At 65.7% G+C, this 16,342-nt stretch carries 19 protein-coding genes and 1 pseudogene; 10 read left to right on the forward strand and 10 right to left on the reverse strand.

Annotated features, from left to right (window positions below; genetic code table 11):
* Together ACYQ2W_RS21950 and ACYQ2W_RS21955 are read right to left on the reverse strand one after the other, a co-directional pair.
* Window positions 1–158, reverse strand: a pseudogene (locus tag ACYQ2W_RS21950) (Txe/YoeB family addiction module toxin); the annotation flags it as partial.
* Window positions 155–397: a type II toxin-antitoxin system Phd/YefM family antitoxin gene (locus tag ACYQ2W_RS21955; protein WP_459872233.1), complete on the reverse strand. Its 243-nt coding sequence runs from the start codon at window positions 395–397 to the stop codon at window positions 155–157. The pseudogene ACYQ2W_RS21950 and the gene ACYQ2W_RS21955, both read right to left, overlap by 4 nt.
* A gap of 263 nt (window positions 398–660) precedes the next feature.
* Between ACYQ2W_RS21955 and ACYQ2W_RS21960 the strand changes: the two genes are divergently transcribed.
* From ACYQ2W_RS21960 to ACYQ2W_RS21975, 4 genes are all read left to right on the forward strand, one after another.
* Window positions 661–1,128, forward strand: a complete 468-nt coding sequence (locus ACYQ2W_RS21960) for a hypothetical protein (RefSeq protein ID WP_459872236.1) — start codon at window positions 661–663, stop codon at window positions 1,126–1,128.
* Between the two features lie 77 nt (window positions 1,129–1,205).
* Window positions 1,206–1,448 (forward strand): type II toxin-antitoxin system Phd/YefM family antitoxin, encoded by a 243-nt coding sequence (locus ACYQ2W_RS21965; RefSeq protein WP_459872239.1) that lies wholly within the window; start codon window positions 1,206–1,208, stop codon window positions 1,446–1,448.
* A gap of 2 nt (window positions 1,449–1,450) precedes the next feature.
* On the forward strand, window positions 1,451–1,861 hold the full coding sequence (locus ACYQ2W_RS21970) for a type II toxin-antitoxin system VapC family toxin (RefSeq protein ID WP_459872242.1): 411 nt from the start codon (window positions 1,451–1,453) through the stop codon (window positions 1,859–1,861).
* A gap of 174 nt (window positions 1,862–2,035) precedes the next feature.
* Window positions 2,036–2,305 (forward strand): DUF2442 domain-containing protein, encoded by a 270-nt coding sequence (locus ACYQ2W_RS21975; RefSeq protein WP_459872245.1) that lies wholly within the window; start codon window positions 2,036–2,038, stop codon window positions 2,303–2,305.
* Here ACYQ2W_RS21975 and ACYQ2W_RS21980 read toward each other — a convergent pair.
* The 4 genes from ACYQ2W_RS21980 to rdgC all read right to left on the reverse strand — a co-directional run bounded on the left by ACYQ2W_RS21980 (window position 2,302) and on the right by rdgC (window position 4,703).
* On the reverse strand, window positions 2,302–2,604 hold the full coding sequence (locus ACYQ2W_RS21980; RefSeq protein WP_459872248.1) for a type II toxin-antitoxin system RelE/ParE family toxin: 303 nt from the start codon (window positions 2,602–2,604) through the stop codon (window positions 2,302–2,304). The two genes, ACYQ2W_RS21975 and ACYQ2W_RS21980, sit on opposite strands and share 4 nt — an antisense overlap.
* Complete coding sequence (locus ACYQ2W_RS21985) at window positions 2,604–2,873, reverse strand: CopG family ribbon-helix-helix protein (RefSeq protein WP_459872251.1); 270 nt, start codon at window positions 2,871–2,873, stop codon at window positions 2,604–2,606. The genes ACYQ2W_RS21980 and ACYQ2W_RS21985 overlap by 1 nt, the downstream gene beginning before the upstream one ends.
* A gap of 272 nt (window positions 2,874–3,145) precedes the next feature.
* On the reverse strand, window positions 3,146–3,496 hold the full coding sequence (locus ACYQ2W_RS21990) for a sulfur globule family protein (protein ID WP_459872253.1): 351 nt from the start codon (window positions 3,494–3,496) through the stop codon (window positions 3,146–3,148).
* 289 nt (window positions 3,497–3,785) lie between these two features.
* On the reverse strand, window positions 3,786–4,703 hold the full coding sequence (rdgC, locus tag ACYQ2W_RS21995; RefSeq protein WP_459872256.1) for a recombination-associated protein RdgC: 918 nt from the start codon (window positions 4,701–4,703) through the stop codon (window positions 3,786–3,788).
* Between the two features lie 296 nt (window positions 4,704–4,999).
* Between rdgC and ACYQ2W_RS22000 the strand changes: the two genes are divergently transcribed.
* Together ACYQ2W_RS22000 and ACYQ2W_RS22005 are read left to right on the forward strand one after the other, a co-directional pair.
* Window positions 5,000–5,644, forward strand: a complete 645-nt coding sequence (locus ACYQ2W_RS22000; RefSeq protein ID WP_459872259.1) for a sulfur globule family protein — start codon at window positions 5,000–5,002, stop codon at window positions 5,642–5,644.
* An 81-nt stretch (window positions 5,645–5,725) separates the two neighbouring features.
* On the forward strand, window positions 5,726–6,652 hold the full coding sequence (locus tag ACYQ2W_RS22005; RefSeq protein ID WP_459872261.1) for an SH3 domain-containing protein: 927 nt from the start codon (window positions 5,726–5,728) through the stop codon (window positions 6,650–6,652).
* Window positions 6,653–6,781: 129 nt separating this feature from the next.
* Here ACYQ2W_RS22005 and ACYQ2W_RS22010 read toward each other — a convergent pair whose 3' ends face one another.
* The 3 genes from ACYQ2W_RS22010 to ACYQ2W_RS22020 form a co-directional block, all read right to left on the reverse strand.
* Window positions 6,782–7,387, reverse strand: a complete 606-nt coding sequence (locus ACYQ2W_RS22010) for a transglycosylase SLT domain-containing protein (protein WP_459872264.1) — start codon at window positions 7,385–7,387, stop codon at window positions 6,782–6,784.
* Complete coding sequence (locus ACYQ2W_RS22015) at window positions 7,387–7,617, reverse strand: DUF350 domain-containing protein (RefSeq protein ID WP_459872266.1); 231 nt, start codon at window positions 7,615–7,617, stop codon at window positions 7,387–7,389. Before ACYQ2W_RS22015 ends, ACYQ2W_RS22010 begins: the two co-directional genes overlap by 1 nt.
* 157 nt (window positions 7,618–7,774) lie before the next feature.
* Window positions 7,775–8,578, reverse strand: a complete 804-nt coding sequence (locus ACYQ2W_RS22020; RefSeq protein ID WP_459872268.1) for an alpha/beta hydrolase — start codon at window positions 8,576–8,578, stop codon at window positions 7,775–7,777.
* A gap of 204 nt (window positions 8,579–8,782) precedes the next feature.
* On the opposite strand from ACYQ2W_RS22020, the gene ACYQ2W_RS22025 reads away from it, so the two are divergent.
* A complete protein-coding gene (locus tag ACYQ2W_RS22025; RefSeq protein WP_459872271.1) occupies window positions 8,783–11,338 on the forward strand; it encodes a glycogen/starch/alpha-glucan phosphorylase in 2,556 nt (851 codons plus the stop codon).
* 360 nt (window positions 11,339–11,698) lie between these two features.
* Here the strand turns inward: ACYQ2W_RS22025 and ACYQ2W_RS22030 are convergent, their stop codons facing one another.
* On the reverse strand, window positions 11,699–12,505 hold the full coding sequence (locus tag ACYQ2W_RS22030) for an ATP-grasp domain-containing protein (protein WP_459872274.1): 807 nt from the start codon (window positions 12,503–12,505) through the stop codon (window positions 11,699–11,701).
* A 525-nt stretch (window positions 12,506–13,030) separates the two neighbouring features.
* On the opposite strand from ACYQ2W_RS22030, the gene pomA reads away from it, so the two are divergent.
* Genes pomA through ACYQ2W_RS22045 form a run of 3 tightly spaced genes read left to right on the forward strand, consistent with a single transcriptional unit; the run spans window position 13,031 to window position 16,154 of the window.
* Complete coding sequence (gene pomA / locus ACYQ2W_RS22035; protein ID WP_459872276.1) at window positions 13,031–13,792, forward strand: flagellar motor protein PomA; 762 nt, start codon at window positions 13,031–13,033, stop codon at window positions 13,790–13,792.
* 27 nt (window positions 13,793–13,819) lie between these two features.
* Window positions 13,820–14,695 (forward strand): MotB family protein, encoded by an 876-nt coding sequence (locus ACYQ2W_RS22040; protein WP_459872279.1) that lies wholly within the window; start codon window positions 13,820–13,822, stop codon window positions 14,693–14,695.
* A complete protein-coding gene (locus tag ACYQ2W_RS22045) occupies window positions 14,673–16,154 on the forward strand; it encodes a tetratricopeptide repeat protein (protein ID WP_459872282.1) in 1,482 nt (493 codons plus the stop codon). Before ACYQ2W_RS22040 ends, ACYQ2W_RS22045 begins: the two co-directional genes overlap by 23 nt.
* Window positions 16,155–16,342: the final 188 nt, after the last annotated feature.

A 16,342-nucleotide genomic window follows, 5' to 3' on the forward strand; every position in this document is an offset into this window, starting at 1 on the left:
GAAAGATCGCCGACCAATTTTTCATAAGGCGGCGGATTCTCGAATGGATTCCGCTCGATGACTTCGAGCAGCTCCTTTGCCTTGCTCTTCAGCCTTGATGCAACGAGCCGTTTTGCATCCTTCTGGGCCTGTTTGGTGTAGACCAGTGACCAGCTCACCACTCCAGGTCCCTGGAGCACTCCTCCACGGGCGTCTCCATTCCCTCCTTGATCGACTCCCGCATGCCCGGCACCGACAGCAGATACAAGGTTTCGGATATGGCGTTCCAGTCCTCTTCCGAGACCAGCACCGCATTGCCCCGCTTCCCGGTGATCACGATCGGTTGGTGGGTGGATGTCGTTTCGTCGATCAGGCTGTAGAGCTTCGACCGCGCTTCGGTCGCATTCAGGATGGTCATGTATTCGTACCTCCGCCAGAAAGCGTACGCTTTCACGCCCGCCGCCGCAACATAGCTGTGCGGATCGTGGTAAATACTTGGGTCCACGAGTAACGGGGATCACCCATAGTAGCTATCAAGTACTTGGCTCTTCATCGAATCTATAGGAATTTTCGGACGGTTTATCAGACTACGGAGGAAATTGGTTCTCCTCCCTTGAAAGGCGTCAGCGGCTTCCTGATACTGTGGAAAACCACACAACCATCCCGTCGGCGCCCCGTACCATGACCACCACGCTTTCCGACTCCCCCAATGCCGCTCCCCGCTGCCTCACCAACACCCTCGACCACCTGCCCGAGCCCAAGCGGCTTCAGCTCCGGACGATCACCGAGCGGCTCTGCGCGGCGGTGGCCCTCGACTGGGTGGTGCTGTTCGGCAGCTATGCCCGCGGCCGGGAGAAGCTGGAGTCCTTCTGCGGCGCAGAAGCGGTAGGGGTACTGCCTGCGGTGCCGGAGGACGGGGAGGCGCCGGAATTGCCGCCGTTGCCGGAGGTGGAAGATCGGGCGGCGATGGAGCAGTGGGGCCGGTTGGTCGCCGAGGAGCGGTGGGAGAGCGGCGTCGCCGAAGGTGAGGTTCGGCGGGCGTCGAATATCGCGCTGGCACTGCTGGAAGAGGGGATGGCCGTGGAGCAGGTTGCCAGAGTTACCGGCCTCGCGATGGAAGAGATCGTAGCACTTGGGGAGAAGCGGTAATGCACGCTGCGGCTGGTCACCTGGATTTGGTCGGACTAGACTTAGTCACGCAATCCGGCAGCCCACAGGATCTCACCATGCAAACCGTCAATATCCACGAAGCCAAGACTCACCTCTCCCGCTTCGTCGAACTCGCCTCGGCGGGGGAGGAGATCGTCATCGCACGGGCGGGGAGGCCGGTGGCGCGTCTGGTCGCCTTGGAGAGCTCCGACGTGAAGCCGCGCCCCCTGGGATTGGGGCGGGGGCGTTTCACGCTGCCCGAAGGATTTGATCGGATGTATGCCGATGAGATCCAGCGGATGTTCGAAGCGGAGGGGTAGGCGTGTCCGATGAAGTGATCTTGCTGGACACCAACGTCCTGCTGGCGGCAACCATCGATCCATCGGTGTTGCCCCGGGAGGTATGCGAGACGCTGGAAAACCCCCGTCATGAGGTCTACTTCAGTGCCGTCGGCATCTGGGAGATCGCCATCAAGTTCTCTCTCGGACGCGAGACGTTCGATTTTCACCCCCGGGATATCCAGGCGCTGGCACTCGAAACCGGATTCACCGAACTCCCCATCCAGTCCGACCATTGTCAACTCGTCGCCACCCTGCCGTGGCATCACCGCGACCCGTTCGACCGCCTGCTGATCGCGCAGGCGAAATCCCTGCCCGCCTATCTGCTGACCACGGATATTCTGTTGGAGCGCTATTCGGAACTGGTCATGGTCGTGGAGACCAGCGGGAAATGATTTGCCGTAACAACGCGCCGGGATGTTGAGGACGAACGGGCGTACCGAGGTACGAGGTGCACCGCTCCCCGACTGGTGCGCCTCCTTTCGTCGGCACACCCTACCCGACGTCCGCCGCCCCCGGGGTAATACAACCGCCCGACCATGGATGTTTGCTGCCTGACGAATCTACCGATGAATATCGTTGAAGTGACGCCTGAAGAAGATTTCGTGCTGCGTGTCGTTGCCGACGACGGGCGGATCGGTCTCTTCGACGTGCTCCCCCATTTGGATGCCGAGGCCTTCACGCTACTCCGGGTGAGAAGCGAATTCGAAAAGGTCCGAAGTGGCAGCTACTTCATCGAATGGGATTGCGGCGCGGATCTCTCGGCGGACACCATCGAAGCACGCTGGAAAATGATGGCCGGTACGGGCTCCCCTGAACGTGGGCGAAGCCGCCGCTAGCCCGCATTTCTCACCGACTTCTGTAGCGAGGGCGCCGAGACCCCGTTGTAACGCAGCAAGTAGATGGTCGACTCCCTGATCTCGTAGCGCATCTCATAGTGCCCGACGAGCAGCCGCCGGACCTCACGCGGCTCGAACTCGGAAAGCGGTTCGCCGATGCGTGGGTTGGTCAGCAGGGTGGTCGGTGCCTTGGTGAGCGCCTGCACTGCCCGAGCGGCAGCCGGTTTGTTCGCCGGGGCCAGGAATTCGTACAGCCGCTCCAGATCGGAAAGCGCCATACGGGTCCACTTCAACTCCATCAGCGAGGCGCCGGCAGCGGCTCGTCAGTGCTCAGACTATCGGCCCAGGCCTGTACGGCCTGGTGATCGACGACGCGGCTCGCATCGACGTCGGCAAGCGCCTCCCGGGTCAACCGCTCCCGCTCTTCCTCCTGTTCGAGCCAAGCCGATAGCGCCTGCTTCACGATCCAGCCGCGCGAGCGCTCCAAACGTTCGGCCATCTGGTCGACTTTCTCCGCCAGAGGAAGCGGCACATGGGCGGTCAGCACCTTGGTTCCTGTCTGCGCCATCTTGGATCTCCTGCTGACTGTGTGATTTTCCATTAATCGTAGTGATTAGAATTAAATCAATCAAATAGTACCTCAAGGACGACAAACCATGAGGTCAGCGCAGGCGAATCGGCCTCTTCGACTCGTTTCGGTGGATACGCTATCGCTTATCCACCCTACGGCTCGTTGCCGACTGAGGGTGGTACAAAACGAAGAAAGGGCCCGGCGAAAGCCGGGCCCTTTCTTCATGCCACCCTGAGGAAAATCCGGCCGAGCCGGATTCCCCTTGACGCTTACTTGGTCGCAGCGGGGGCCGCGGGAGCGGCGGGGGCCGCCGGGGCGGGCGCGCCGTAGGGGGCGTAGCCGTAGGGGGCACCGTAGCCGTAGGGGGCGTAGCCACCGCCGTAGTAGGGGTAGCCGTACCCGTAATAGGGGTAGCCATAGCCGTTGCCGTAGCCATAACCGGAGACGTTGGAGCGGCCGGAGAAGTTCATGTTGAAGGAGCCGTCACCCCAGCCGTCGCCCCAGCCGTTGTTGCCCCAGCCGTTGTTCCACGGACCACCCCAGCCCCACCAGGCGTTGGCGGAAGAGGCGGAGAGGGCGGCGGCGCCGGCGATCAGAGCGGTCGCGATGATCTTCTTCATCTTATGTACCTCGATGTGTTTGGGTTGAGCGGAGAGACAGTCCGGGGAAAAAGACTCCGCCCCCTTACGGGCCGGCGGACACCCCAAACCAAACTGTCGAGGGAGAATATTAGTTTCCCCTTATTCGCTGACAATTAGGGTTTCTACGTAGACGGCCACCTCTTTTACTCCGTATTTTCTTCAGCGGATTTCTCATCAAACAGCCTCATCTGATTGACTGAGAAACGGTTTCCCGAAGTCATCAACCGGCGATGGCGGCAATATCCGGAATTTGAATAATTGATGAAGCTCAACTATAGGCCGCGGACTCCTCCCCGCCGAACACCTCCAGCAGCCGCTCCAGGAACGGGGTCAGCTCGCCGGTCATGATGGCGAAGTCGGCGTCGAAGCGGGCCGCGGCGTCCTCGGTGTTGTAGTCGTCGAGCTGCTCGTGGACCATGTCCTCCATGTGCAGCCGCTTCACCGAAAGGTCCTCGCCGAGCAGACAGGTGAAGCGCTGGTTCCAGCCCACCGCCAGCTTCGCCACCCGTTTGCCCGCCTTGAGATGGACCTGCACCTCCTCGGCCCCCAGGTCGACCCGCTTCACCCGCACCACCCCGCCGTCGGCGTCGGGGTCTTTCAGCTCGCACTCGTCCAGCGCCTCGAAGTCGCCGGGGATGCGATTCTCGGCGATCCACTCGCTCATCACGATGGCCGGCGACTCCTTCACCACCGGCGGCACCGCCGGCAGGCTCCCCAGGGAGCGGCGCAGCAGACTGGCCAGCTCCTCGGCCCGCTTGTCGCTGGCCGCGTCCACCACCAGCCAGCCGGCACCCAGGTCGAGATAGCCGTAGGTGAGGCTGGAACGGAGAAAGGCCCGCGGCATCAGGGTCATGGTCAGCTCCTCGCGCAGCGCGGCCTGCTCCTTGCGGTGGACCGGCCGCCCCTGCTCCCGCTCGATCTGCGCCACCTTCTCCTCCAGCGCCTCGCGCACCACCGCCGCCGGCAGCACCCGCTCCTGCTTGCGCATGCAGAACATGATGCAGTGTCCGGCGGGATGGATCAGGCTCTCGCCGTGACGTCCGAGCGGTGCCACCCACCCCTGGCTCGCCGGTTCCAGGGTCCCGCAGGGGCGGAACGGCTGCCCTCCCAGCGCCTCTTCCAGCGTCTCGGCGTCGATATCGAGCGGCTGGGTAATACGGAAGAGACGAAGATTCTTGAACCACATGACGGAACCCCGGGGTGATGAAACGAGCCGCCCATTATATCGATTAACGCCCTCCGCACCGGTCCCCATCATCGAACCGTCGACGCAGGGATCCACGAAAAGACAACGGGGAAGAAAAATCCGGCCACCAAGTAAAAATCAAGTCATAACGCGCCATTTCGGCGCCTTTTTGCCACCGCTGGTCTTGAATGCATTAGTATCTAGTAATATTCTTGACAAGCTTCTATTACAGCGACGTCGCCCCGACGGCGGCACACCAACCAATTCGAAAAACCCGTCCATATAAGGAGAATCCGATGAAACTTCGTACCCTGCTCGCCGCCGCCACACTGGTTACCACCACCTCCGCCTTCGCCTGGAGCGGCCCCTTCTTCGGCAATGGCAACGGCCTCGGTGACGGCTTCGGCGATGGCGCCTTCAACTTCAGCATGAGCGGCCACGGCAACGGTTACGGCAGCGGCAACGGCTATGGCCACCACGCCCCCTACTACGGCTATGCGCCATACGGCTACGCGCCCTACGGCTACGCCCCGTATGGCTACGCCGCCCCGAATGCCGCCGCGCCGACCACCACCGTGCCGGCCACCACGGCCCCGACCGTCGCGGCCCCGACCACCTTCGCCCCCTACGCCTTCCCGAACGCCGTCGCTCCGGTGATGAACGAGGAGCAGGCGAAGGCCGCCAGCGAGGCCTTTGAGAAGCAGCAGCAGACCGCTCTCGAGCAGATGAAGGCGTTCCAGGAGCAGCAGAAGGCCGCCATCGAGGCGCAGCAGAAGGCGTTCCAGGCGCAGATGGAGCAGATGAAGAAGGCCATGGAGGCGCAGATGGAGCAGATGAAGAAGCAGGCCGAGGAGCGCCGCGCCGCGTTCCGGAAGCAGATGGAGGAGCGCATCGCCATGCTCCGCCCGACCGCGCCGGCTCCGGTCGCCGACGCCAAATAAGCGCCCTCGGCGCTTGGGGAAAAAAGGCCCGCGCGGCAACCGCCGCGCGGGCCTTTTTCGTCGTCGCGGGCGCGCGGCCCGATGCCGAGCGGAACGTCGCGCCTGCTACACTGCACCGACATGAAGCGCATGCTCGCCCTCACCCCCCTGCTCATCGCCACCGCCGGCGTGGCCCAGGCGCCCCCGGGCTACTGGCCGCCGGCGTGGGCGGTCCCCATCTGGCGACAGGTGACCAGCGGGCCGACGCCCCCCTCTCCCTCCCCCGCGTCACCGTCGACGCCCCCCTCGCCCACCGCCACACCGCCCGCGGCCGATTCGGCGGAAAAGCGACCCCGCCCCCCTTCCGCCGAGGAGGAACGGCAGTTGGCGGCCGCGGCGATGCGCCAGGGCAACTACGCCATCGCCTACTACCACTGGCTGCCGCTGGCGGAGCAGGGAGACGCCGAGGCCCAATTCGGCATCGGCTGGATGTACCACAACGGCTACGGGCTGGTGATCGACGACTACCAGACCCTGCGCTGGTGGAGCCTGGCCGCCCAGCACGGCCATCTCGACGCGCTCTTCGCCCTCGGCCTGCTCTACGCCTCCGGCGACGCGGAGGTGGTACGCAACCCCCGCTGGGCCGCCGATCTCTATCTGAAGGCGGCGCGCGGCGGCCACGAGGAGGCCCGCGCCCTGCTCATCGAACTGCTGCGCGACCAGGGCCACCGGTTGGGGGAACTCACCGCCGGCTGGAAGAAGGAGGACTGGGCGCTGCTCGGCCAACCGCAGCGGCTAGGGGCAAATCGCGCCAACTGCCGCGGGGAGCCCGATCTGGAGGCGGCGGTGGTGGCGGTGCTCGACGAGGGGACGCCGCTGATCGAGTTGTCGCGACGGGGGGAGTGGGTGGAGGTGGTGGTGCCGACGAAGGCGCTGCGCGGCTGGCTCCACGAGTCCCTGCTGGAGCCCCCCGCGGAGGCTGCGCCGAACACGCCGCGAGTACTCCGTCCATCGGAAAAATTGGGATAAGATTTTCCAAAAACCGTAGAAGGCACTGCCACCGCGAAACTCACCGCCTTCATTCGATGGGCACGTCGCTCCTTTTCCCATCCTACAAGTTTCCATCCCAGTTTTTCCGATGGACACTACATCTAGAGGTCAATTGAAGAACTTCTCGACCCCGCGCAACCGCTTGCGGGAACGCACCTCCATCACGTCCTGGATGCGGGCGACGTAGGCGCGGGTCTGCCCCGGCACCCGATGGCTCACCTCCCGCCAGCCGCTCACTGGGGCCGGCGCCTGACGATAGGCGCTGCGCACCCGGCCGTAGCCGGCGTTGTAGCTGGCCAGCGCCAGATAGAGCCGCTCCTGCTCCGGCAACCCCCGCCATTTGCGAAACAGCAGGCCATCGTAGTAGATACCGGCGGCGACGTTCCAGCGGGGGGCGTCGAGATCGACGAAGTGGGGCTTCTCCCGCTGGATCTCTTCGAAAGTGGCGGGCATCAGCTGCATCAGGCCGCGCGCCCCGGCGGCGCTGCGCGCCTCGGGGTTGAGATGGGACTCGGTGATCGCCTGGGCCTTGAACCAGCGCCAGTCGAAGTGGGGGCCGAAATAGCGTTTGGAATATTTGCGGAAGTAGGCATCGAAATCGCGGCTCCAGCGGGGGGAGTCCACCGGTTCCAGGTCGCCGGCCGCCCACACCGGCAGCGCCGCCGCCACGGCCAGCAGTGCCGCCGGAAACAGCGCGGCGAGCGCCCGGCGCATCAGTTGAGCCCGAGGCCGATTACCAGCCCCATGGCGGTGCCGATGCCGATGAACACCCCGGCGATCATCAGCCCCACCGCCATGTTCCCCTTGCCCAGTTCCTCGCTGATGTTGAAGCAGACGATGCGGTTGAACAGCTTGCAACCCATCCACATGAAGAACAGCGTCATGCAGCCGCCCATGGCGGCGTAGAAGAAGTTGAGCAGGATCGGATCGAGGTTCTGACTCATGGCGGCGGCACCCTTCGTTATCGAACCGCCTCGTTGTACCACGCCCCTGAAAAAATGGCCAAACCGGCAGGGCTACCATGAAGGGCATGAAGAGGAGCGAAGGACATGAAGAGAGGGGTCGCCCCCTTCATGCCCTTCATGGTCGAAGCATCCAACCTCAACTGCGAAGCAGGTCGGCGATCAGCGCGCCGTCCTCGATGCGCATGCCGTGGCCGCCGGCGGTGGGGATGACCATCGCGTGGCCGCGCAACGCCGGCACCTGATTGAGGTCCTGGCTCCAGGCGGGGACCACCTCATCACCCGGGCCGAAGGGGAAACCCGCCTCGCGGATCACCGCCACGTAGCGCGCCTTCGGATGCGGCTGGGCGTTGAGCCAGTGGAGCAGGCTACCGGGACGCGGGCGGCCGAGGTCGTAGTAGAGCCCCTGGGAACGGTTGATGGTGGAGAGCCCCATCAACGGCGTCACCCAGCCCAGCGGCGAGTTGCCGACGTCGTTGCCCAGCTCCGCCAACTCGCTGCCGAGGTTGGGACTGGCGATGGTGATCAGCCCGTCCACCCCCGCCTTCGGGTGGCGCACCATGTACAACCGGGCGAGCACCCCACCGGCGGAGTGGCCCACCAGGAACAGCCGTTCGGACCCGTGGCGCGCCTCGACGAAGTCCATGTACCGCTCGAGGAAGCCGAGCTGGGCCATCATCGGCGCTTCCGAGGGAAGCACCACGGTGTAGAAGCGCTTGGCGGCGGACGGCTGCGGCAGGTCGCTACGCACCGCGCCGGGGGTGAGCAACAGTTGGCCGCCGTCGGCCCAGCCGGCATCCAACAGCGGCCGGGCGACGCCGCTGGCGCGCCAGTCGTGACCGTCGCCCAGATAGCCCTGGACCATCACCAGGGTATCGGCGGAGGCCGGCAGGGCCGCCAACGGCAGCAACAGGAACAGGATTCGGCGCAGCAATCGTTTCATTTCGGAGACCTCCTTGAACGGTGGTGGCAAACAGTGGGAATCGCGGAGCCCGAATGATATATCATGAATCAATAATATTCTAAACAACCATCCTCTCCCGGAACCCGGACGTGGCCGCCCGCCGGGGTTCGTATATCATTGGCCCCCCGATTTTTACCACGCTCACCACGCCGCACGCGGCCCCAGCATGGAGATGGCAGCGCCATGATCTTCAAGAAGCTCACCGCCAGTCACCCGATCCCGGACCTGACCGACCTGCCCGCCCTCGGCACCGACGCCGCTACCCTGCGCGAGGACTTCCGCCGCCACTTCACCCATACCATGGGCCGCGACCGCTACTGCCGCAGCACCCACTACCCCTACGAGGCGCTCGCCAAGGTGCTGCGCGACCGCCTGCTGGAGCGCGCCAAGGCGACCCGTTACGCCTACGACGAGGCCAAGTGCAAGCGCGCCTACTACCTCTCCCTGGAGTTCCTGATGGGCCGCGCCCTGGGCAACGCGCTGCTCAACCTGGAGCTGGACGACGAGATCGGGGAGGCACTGACCCAGCTCGGTTTCGACCTGGAGGAGCTGGCCGAGAGCGAGCCCGACGCCGGCCTCGGCAACGGCGGCCTGGGGCGGCTCGCCGCCTGCTTCCTCGACTCCTGCGCCTCCCTGCAACTGCCGGTGGTGGGCTACGGCATCCGCTACGAGTACGGCATGTTCCGCCAGAAGGTGCAGAACGGTGAGCAGGTGGAGGAGCCCGACCACTGGCTGCGCAACGGCAATCCGTGGGAGCTGGAGCGCCCGGAGCACACCAAGCGGGTCCACTTCGGCGGCCGGGTCGAGTACCGCCGGCTGCCCGACGGCGCGCTGGTCGCCCACTGGCTCGACACCCACGACGTGCTGGCGGTGCCCTACGACATGCCGATCCCCGGCTACCGCAACAACACGGTGAACAACCTGCGGCTGTGGAAGGCGGCGGCCACCGACGAGTTCGACCTCGGCGAGTTCAACGCCGGCTCCTACCCCGAGTCGGTGGCGGCAAAGAACAACGCCGAGCAGATCACCATGGTGCTCTACCCCAACGACGCCAGCGAGAACGGCAAGGAGCTGCGCCTGCGCCAGCAGTACTTCCTCGCCTCGGCCAGCCTGCAGGACGTGATCGACCACTGGAACTTCGTGCACAGCAACGACTTTGCCACGTTCGCCGAGAAGAACGTCTTCCAGCTCAACGACACCCACCCGAGCATCGCCGTGGCCGAGCTGATGCGGCTGCTGATGGACGAGAAGAACCTGGGCTGGGACGAGGCCTGGGAGATCACCGCGCGGACCATGGCCTACACCAACCACACCCTGCTCCCCGAGGCGCTGGAGAAGTGGCCGGTGCGGCTGTTCGAGCAGTTGCTGCCGCGGCTCCTGGACATCATCTACGAGATCAACGCCCGCTTCCTCAGCGAGGTCTCGCTGCGCTGGCCCGGCGACAACGACCGCCTCGCCCGCATGTCGCTGATCGAGGAGGGGGAGTATCCCCAGGTGCGCATGGCCTATCTGGCCATCGTCGGCAGCTTCAAGGTCAACGGCGTCGCCGAACTGCACTCCGAGCTGCTGCAGAAGGGGCTGTTCCGCGACTTCTACGAGCTGTGGCCGGAGAAGTTCACCAACAAGACCAACGGCGTCACCCAACGCCGCTGGCTGGCCGCCTGCAACCGCCCGCTGGCCGGGCTGATCACCGAGACCATCGGCGACGGCTGGGTCTCCGACCTGAAGCAGTTGGAGCGGCTCGCCCCGCACGCCGACGACGCCGCCTTCCGCGAGCGCTGGGCGGCGGCCAAGGAGGCGAACAAGGAGCAGCTGGCGGCGATCGTCCAGCGCCGCTGCGGGGTCGAGTTCATCCCCGGCGGGATGCTCGACGTGCAGGTCAAGCGCATCCACGAGTACAAGCGCCAGCTGCTCAACGTGCTCCACGTGATTCACCTCTACAACCGCATCAAGCACGGCGAGGTGGCCGACTGGACCCCGCGCAACGTGCTGATCGGCGGCAAGGCGGCCCCCGGCTACTTCATGGCCAAGCGGATCATCAAGCTGATCAACAACGTCGCCCGCGTGGTCAACGGCGACCGCGACTGCGACGGCCTGCTGCGGGTCGCCTTCATCCCCAACTACGGCGTCTCGCTGATGGAGCGGATCTGCCCGGCGGCGGACCTCTCCGAGCAGATCTCGACCGCCGGCAAGGAGGCCTCCGGCACCGGCAACATGAAGTTCATGATGAACGGCGCGGTGACCATCGGCACCCTCGACGGGGCCAACATCGAGATCCGCGAGGAGGCGGGCGAGGAGAACTTCTTCCTCTTCGGCATGACCGCCGAGGAGGTGGACGCGCGGCGCGGCCACTACGTGCCGTCGGTGACGGTGGAGAGCGACCACGACCTCTCGCAGGTGATCCACCTGATCGAGGCGGGCCACTTCAACCACTTCGAGAACGGCATCTTCGAGCCGATCGTCAACTCGATCCTCAGCCCCCACGACCCGTGGATGACCGCCGGCGACTTCCGTGCCTACATCGACGCCCAGGAGCGGGCGGCGACGGCCTACCGCGACCGCGAGCGCTGGCTGCGCATGTCGATCCTCAACACCGCGGCGAGCGGCAAGTTCTCCACCGACCGCACGATCAGCGACTACAACGACGAGATCTGGCAACTGGACCACGTCGCCGCGCTGCCGCTGGGCGTCGGCGAGGATGCGGGAGGCGCAGGGAAGAGGGAGAAGAAAAAGAGGTAGAACGGCGATCGCTTCGCCGGCTTCGAACGACGGGCGCACCTGCGGGGGCGCCCGTTTTCTTTTCATCGGCTCTATTTACCATGAAGGGCATGAAGGGGAAAAAGTCCTGCGCTCCCGCCCCCCCCCTTGTGGGAGCGGCCCCCAGGCCGCGATTGCCTACAGGGATGTAGGTACTTGGCGTGAGCAGGATGCGGAAGCCGGGCGCCCTCTCCGCCTCTCCCGCCAACCGAATTTACCGCCGAACTCCGCCCCGATCGCGGCCTGGGGCCGCTCCTACAGGATGGAGTGGTGCCAACCGTTGAGCGCTGCGACCGACGGAACTCCACCCTGAATCGCTCCCCTTCATGGCCGAAACCACCCTCATCCACCGGCAGCACAACCCCGGAGATGGGAGAGGATCGCCGGCCCGGTGCGGATGTCGCGCTCGGTGAGCCCCTGGTTGCCGAACAGGGTGTTGAACTCCAGGAAGTAGAAGTGACCCTCCACCTCGGCCAGGTCGAAGCCGGCATGGTCGATGCCCAGGGCCCGCGCCACCCGCGTCACCAGTTCCAGTGCCACCTCGGGGATCTCGTCGAAGGAGAGCTCACCCCCCCGTGACAGATTGTTGTGGAACGCCCCCTCGGCGGCGTTGCGCCAATAGGCGGTGAGCACCGCATCCCCCACCCATACCACCCGCAGGTCGCGACGGATCGGCAATCGCTCCTGGACGTAGAGCACCTCGTTGGCCCGTGCATACTCCAGGAACTGCCGCCGCTCCTCGACCAGGAACACCCCCCGCCCCATGGAGGCGCGGGTCACCTTGGCAACGAAGGGCATGGGGAAGGCCTCCAGGATCTCCTCGATGCCGCGCTCGGTGGCGGCGGCAATCTCGGTCCACGGCACGTGGGCAGGAGCCACCGACCAGAGGGCCCGGGTCATCTCCACCTTGTCGTGGCCCAGGTGGTAACTGGACGCCGAGGGAAAGATCCGCTTGCGGAACCCGTAGATCAGGGCGTTGACCTGCCAGTACTCGGGGAAGAGCACCCAGTCGGCCCCCTCCAGGACAGCCCGTTCGGCGAACAACCGCTCCGGCTTGAGGTAGCGGACCCTCGGCAGGTCGAGCGTGCGGTAGGGATTGAACGAGATCAGTTGCATGGGGGAGAGGAGTGCTGGAGGGGAGACCGCCATTCTCCGGCATCCCGCCCTCGACGAGCAAACCGAACACCGCCATTTTCTTGACGACTTCCCCGTTCAACGGCCGCGACAGCTCCTCCAAACTATCGGCCGCGGCGAGGCCCGTGGTATATTTCGTTACCCGACTGTGGCCCCGGAAACCACGGTGGACCGATGCCAGATCGCTTGGCGCACCCCCTTTTCCTGCCCGCCCTCCGAGCCGGTACCCCCGTGCCCAAGCCCCCCTCGCGACGAAACGACCATCCAACCACCCCTTTCCGGCCACCGGGAGATACAGGCACGGTTCCTGCTTAATTTCATTCCGGCATCCGCGGGAGCGGAGGCCCGTCGGCCCTTGGGGGGTGGAGTTGCGGGAGCGGCGGGGCCGCTGTCCCGCCTTCGCGGTCGATTCGACCCATCGTCCGACGGGTTCCCGGGGATAAACCACCCTCCCCGCCCCGTCCAGCCCGGAATCGGAGCCGTTTCGGCCGCTCGCCCACCAGGGGCGGCCCGTCGGTCAGCACAGTGAGGAAAAGCAGCGTGGATATCGCAACGCTACTCGGCATGCTCGGCGCCATCGGCGCCATCGCCTCGTCCATCGCCATCGGCGGCAGCGCGTTGATGTTCATCAACATCCCCAGCGTGATCATCGTCATCGGCGGCACCTTCGCGGTGGTGCTGATGAACTTTCCGCTGGCCACCACCCTCGGTTCCTTCAAGGTGGCGGCGAAGGCGTTCATGCACAAGCCCCAGAGCCCGGCGGAGATCATCGAGCAGAGCATGCAGATGGCCAACATCGCGCGGCGCGAGGGGCTGCTCGGGCTGGAACAGATGCAGGTGGAGAACGAATTCCTCCAGCGCGGCATCCAACTGGTGGTGGACGGCTCCGACCCGCAGACCGTGCGCGCCATGCTCAACAAGGACATCAACCTGACCATCGAGCGCCACGAGGATGGCCAGGCGGTGTTCAAGGCGATCGGCGACTACGCCCCGGCGATGGGCATGATCGGTACGCTGATCGGTCTGGTGCAGATGATGGCCAACATGGACGACCCGAAGGCGATCGGACCGGCGATGGCGGTGGCGCTGTTGACCACCCTCTACGGCGCGGTGATCGCCAACACCATCGCCATCCCCATCGCTAAGAAGCTGGAGGCGCGCAGCAAGGAGGAGCGGATCACCAAGTCGATGATCCTCGAAGGGGTCACCTCGATCGCCGACGGCGCCAACCCGCGGGTGATGGAGGACATGATGAAGACCTACCTGCCGCGCAGCCAGCGCGGCGGCAGCGGCGACAAGTAACGGCGTACCAGCGGGAGACGAACGGCCGTGTCCGACGAAGACGACGATCAACCGCCGAAGAAGTGTCCCCCCGGCCCCGCCGCGTGGATCATGACCTTCGCCGACCTGATGTCGCTGCTGCTCGCCTTCTTCGTGCTGCTGTTCTCCTTCTCGGAGCTGGACAAGCAGAAGTACAAGCAGGTCTCCGGCTCGATGAAGGACGCCTTCGGCGTGCAGGCCGAGGTGCGCCTGAAGGAGAGCCCGAAGGGGGTCAGCTTCGTCGCCCGCGAGTTCAGCCCCGGCGTGGTCATGCCGACGGCGATCAACCGCATCCGTCAGACCACCACCGACGTCACCCGCATGAACCCGCGCATCCAGTCCTCCAAACCGCAGAAGAAGCGGGGGATGGAGAAGGACCTGATGAAGCTGCGCCAGGCGATGGCCCCGGCCACCCGCGAGGGACTGATGGAGCTGGAGGACGGCGGCGAGCGGATCATCATCCGGCTGAAGGACCAGGGGCTGTTCGAGTCGGCCAGCGCCGAGCTCACCCCCAAGTACCGCCAGGTGGTCGCCGACCTGGGCAAGACCCTCAGCGAATCCAAGGGGGTGTTCTCGGTGGCCGGCCACACCGACGACGTGCCTATCATCACCAACCGCTTCCGCTCCAACTGGGACCTCTCCACCGCCCGCGCGGTGAGCGTGCTGCAGGTGCTGATGGAGTCCACCGGCGCCGAGCCGGACCGTTTCGAGGCGAAGGGCTACGGCGACACCCGGCCGCTGACCGGCAACGACACGCCGGAGGGGCGCAAGGAGAACCGCCGGGTGGAGATCGCCATCGAATACGACCGTCCCAACAAGGGGGGCGGCGACGAAACCATGGGTAAGGAGGGCGACAAGCGCTATGGCTTCGACGACCACGGTTGAGCGCACGCTGCAGCGACCTGCCGCACCCTTGACCGCGACACTGCTGCTGGCGCTCCTCGGCCCGGCGAGCGCCGCCGCCGACTACGCCCGCGGCCAGGCGCTGCTCGCCCAGGGCCGGACCGACCAGGCGATCGCCGAATTCCTCGACGGTGCCACCAAGGGCGAGGATCAGGCGCTGTTCGCCCTCGGCGACCTCTACGACGAGGGGCGCGGCGTGCCGAAGAATCCGGAAAAGGCGGAGAAGTGGTACCGCAAGGCCGCCGGCCGCGGCAACGCCCAGGCCCAATACCGGCTGGCGCGGATGTACTACGAGGGGCGCGGCGTTCCGCAGGACTTCACCGAGGCACGCGTCTGGTACGTCAAGGCGGCCCAGCAGAGCCACCCCGACGCCGCCTACTACCTCGGCCTGATGTACGACTACGGCGAAGGGGTGCCGGAGGACGACCGCGAGGCGGAGTCGTGGTACCGGATGGCCGCCGAGCTGGGCCAGCCCGACGCCCAGTACCGCCTCGGCCTGCGCTCCGAGGGGAGCAGCCGCGAAGAGATCGAGGCGGTGCACTGGTATCAGCGCGCCGCCGAGCAGGGCGACCGCGACGCACAGACCAAGCTGGGCATCGCCTACGCCACCGGCAAGGGGGTGAAGAAGGATATCAAGCAGGCCTTCGTCTGGCTGCTCAAAGCCGCCCAGGAGGGCGCCGCCGAGGCCCAGTTCCAGGTGGCGGTGGCCCTGGAGGCGGGGCGCGGCGTGGCGATGGACGAGAAGGCCGCCCTCGGCTGGTACCGCAAGGCCGCCGAGCAGGGCAACGCCCACGCCCAGGTCAACCTCGGCTACATGTACCTCAAGGGCAAGGGGACGCTGCAGGACGAGGTGGAGGCGGTGAAGTGGTACCGCAAGGCCGCCGAGCAGGGCGACGCCAACGGCCAGTACGACCTGGCGCTGCGCTACGACGACGGCCAGGGGGTAACCCGCGACGACACCCTGGCCATCCAGTGGTACCGCAAGGCAGCCGACCAGGGTCACCTGGAGGCGCGCTACAACCTCGGCCTGATGTACAGCGAGGGCGAGGGGGTGCTGCAGGATTTCACCCAGGCGGCCCACTGGTTCCAACTGGCCGCCGAGGCCGGCCACGTCGGCGCCCAGGTCAACCTCGGCGCCCTCTACGCCGGCGGCAACGGCGTCCCCCAGGATTCCGCCAAGGCGATCGAGTGGTACCGCAAGGCGATCGCCGGCGGCAGCGTCGTCGCCCAGTACAACCTGGGGCTCAAGTACGCCAAGGGGGAGGGGGTGGAGAAGGACTACGTCACCGCCCACATGTGGTACGACATCGCCTCCGCCAACGGCGACGCCGATGCGCGCCGCGCCCGCGATCGGCTCGCCAAATTCATGCTCGACGACCAGATCGCCAGGGCGAAACAGATGGCGGTGGAGTGGCTTGCCACCCATGGGGGAGGCGGATAACGGGCGTCAGGCGTCAGGATCATGCCGGGGACCAAGTCCACGTCAACCCCTACACCAGAACGTCATGCCCTCCCAACCACCTTCTCGTTGCCACGCTCTGCGTGGACACGTCTTCTTCGACGCTCCGCATCTTGCCGGACGAAGTCACCGCAATTTCAGCGTTCTACCGAGCGCCAGGACGCAGAGCG

The organism is Endothiovibrio diazotrophicus (assembly GCF_054657215.1).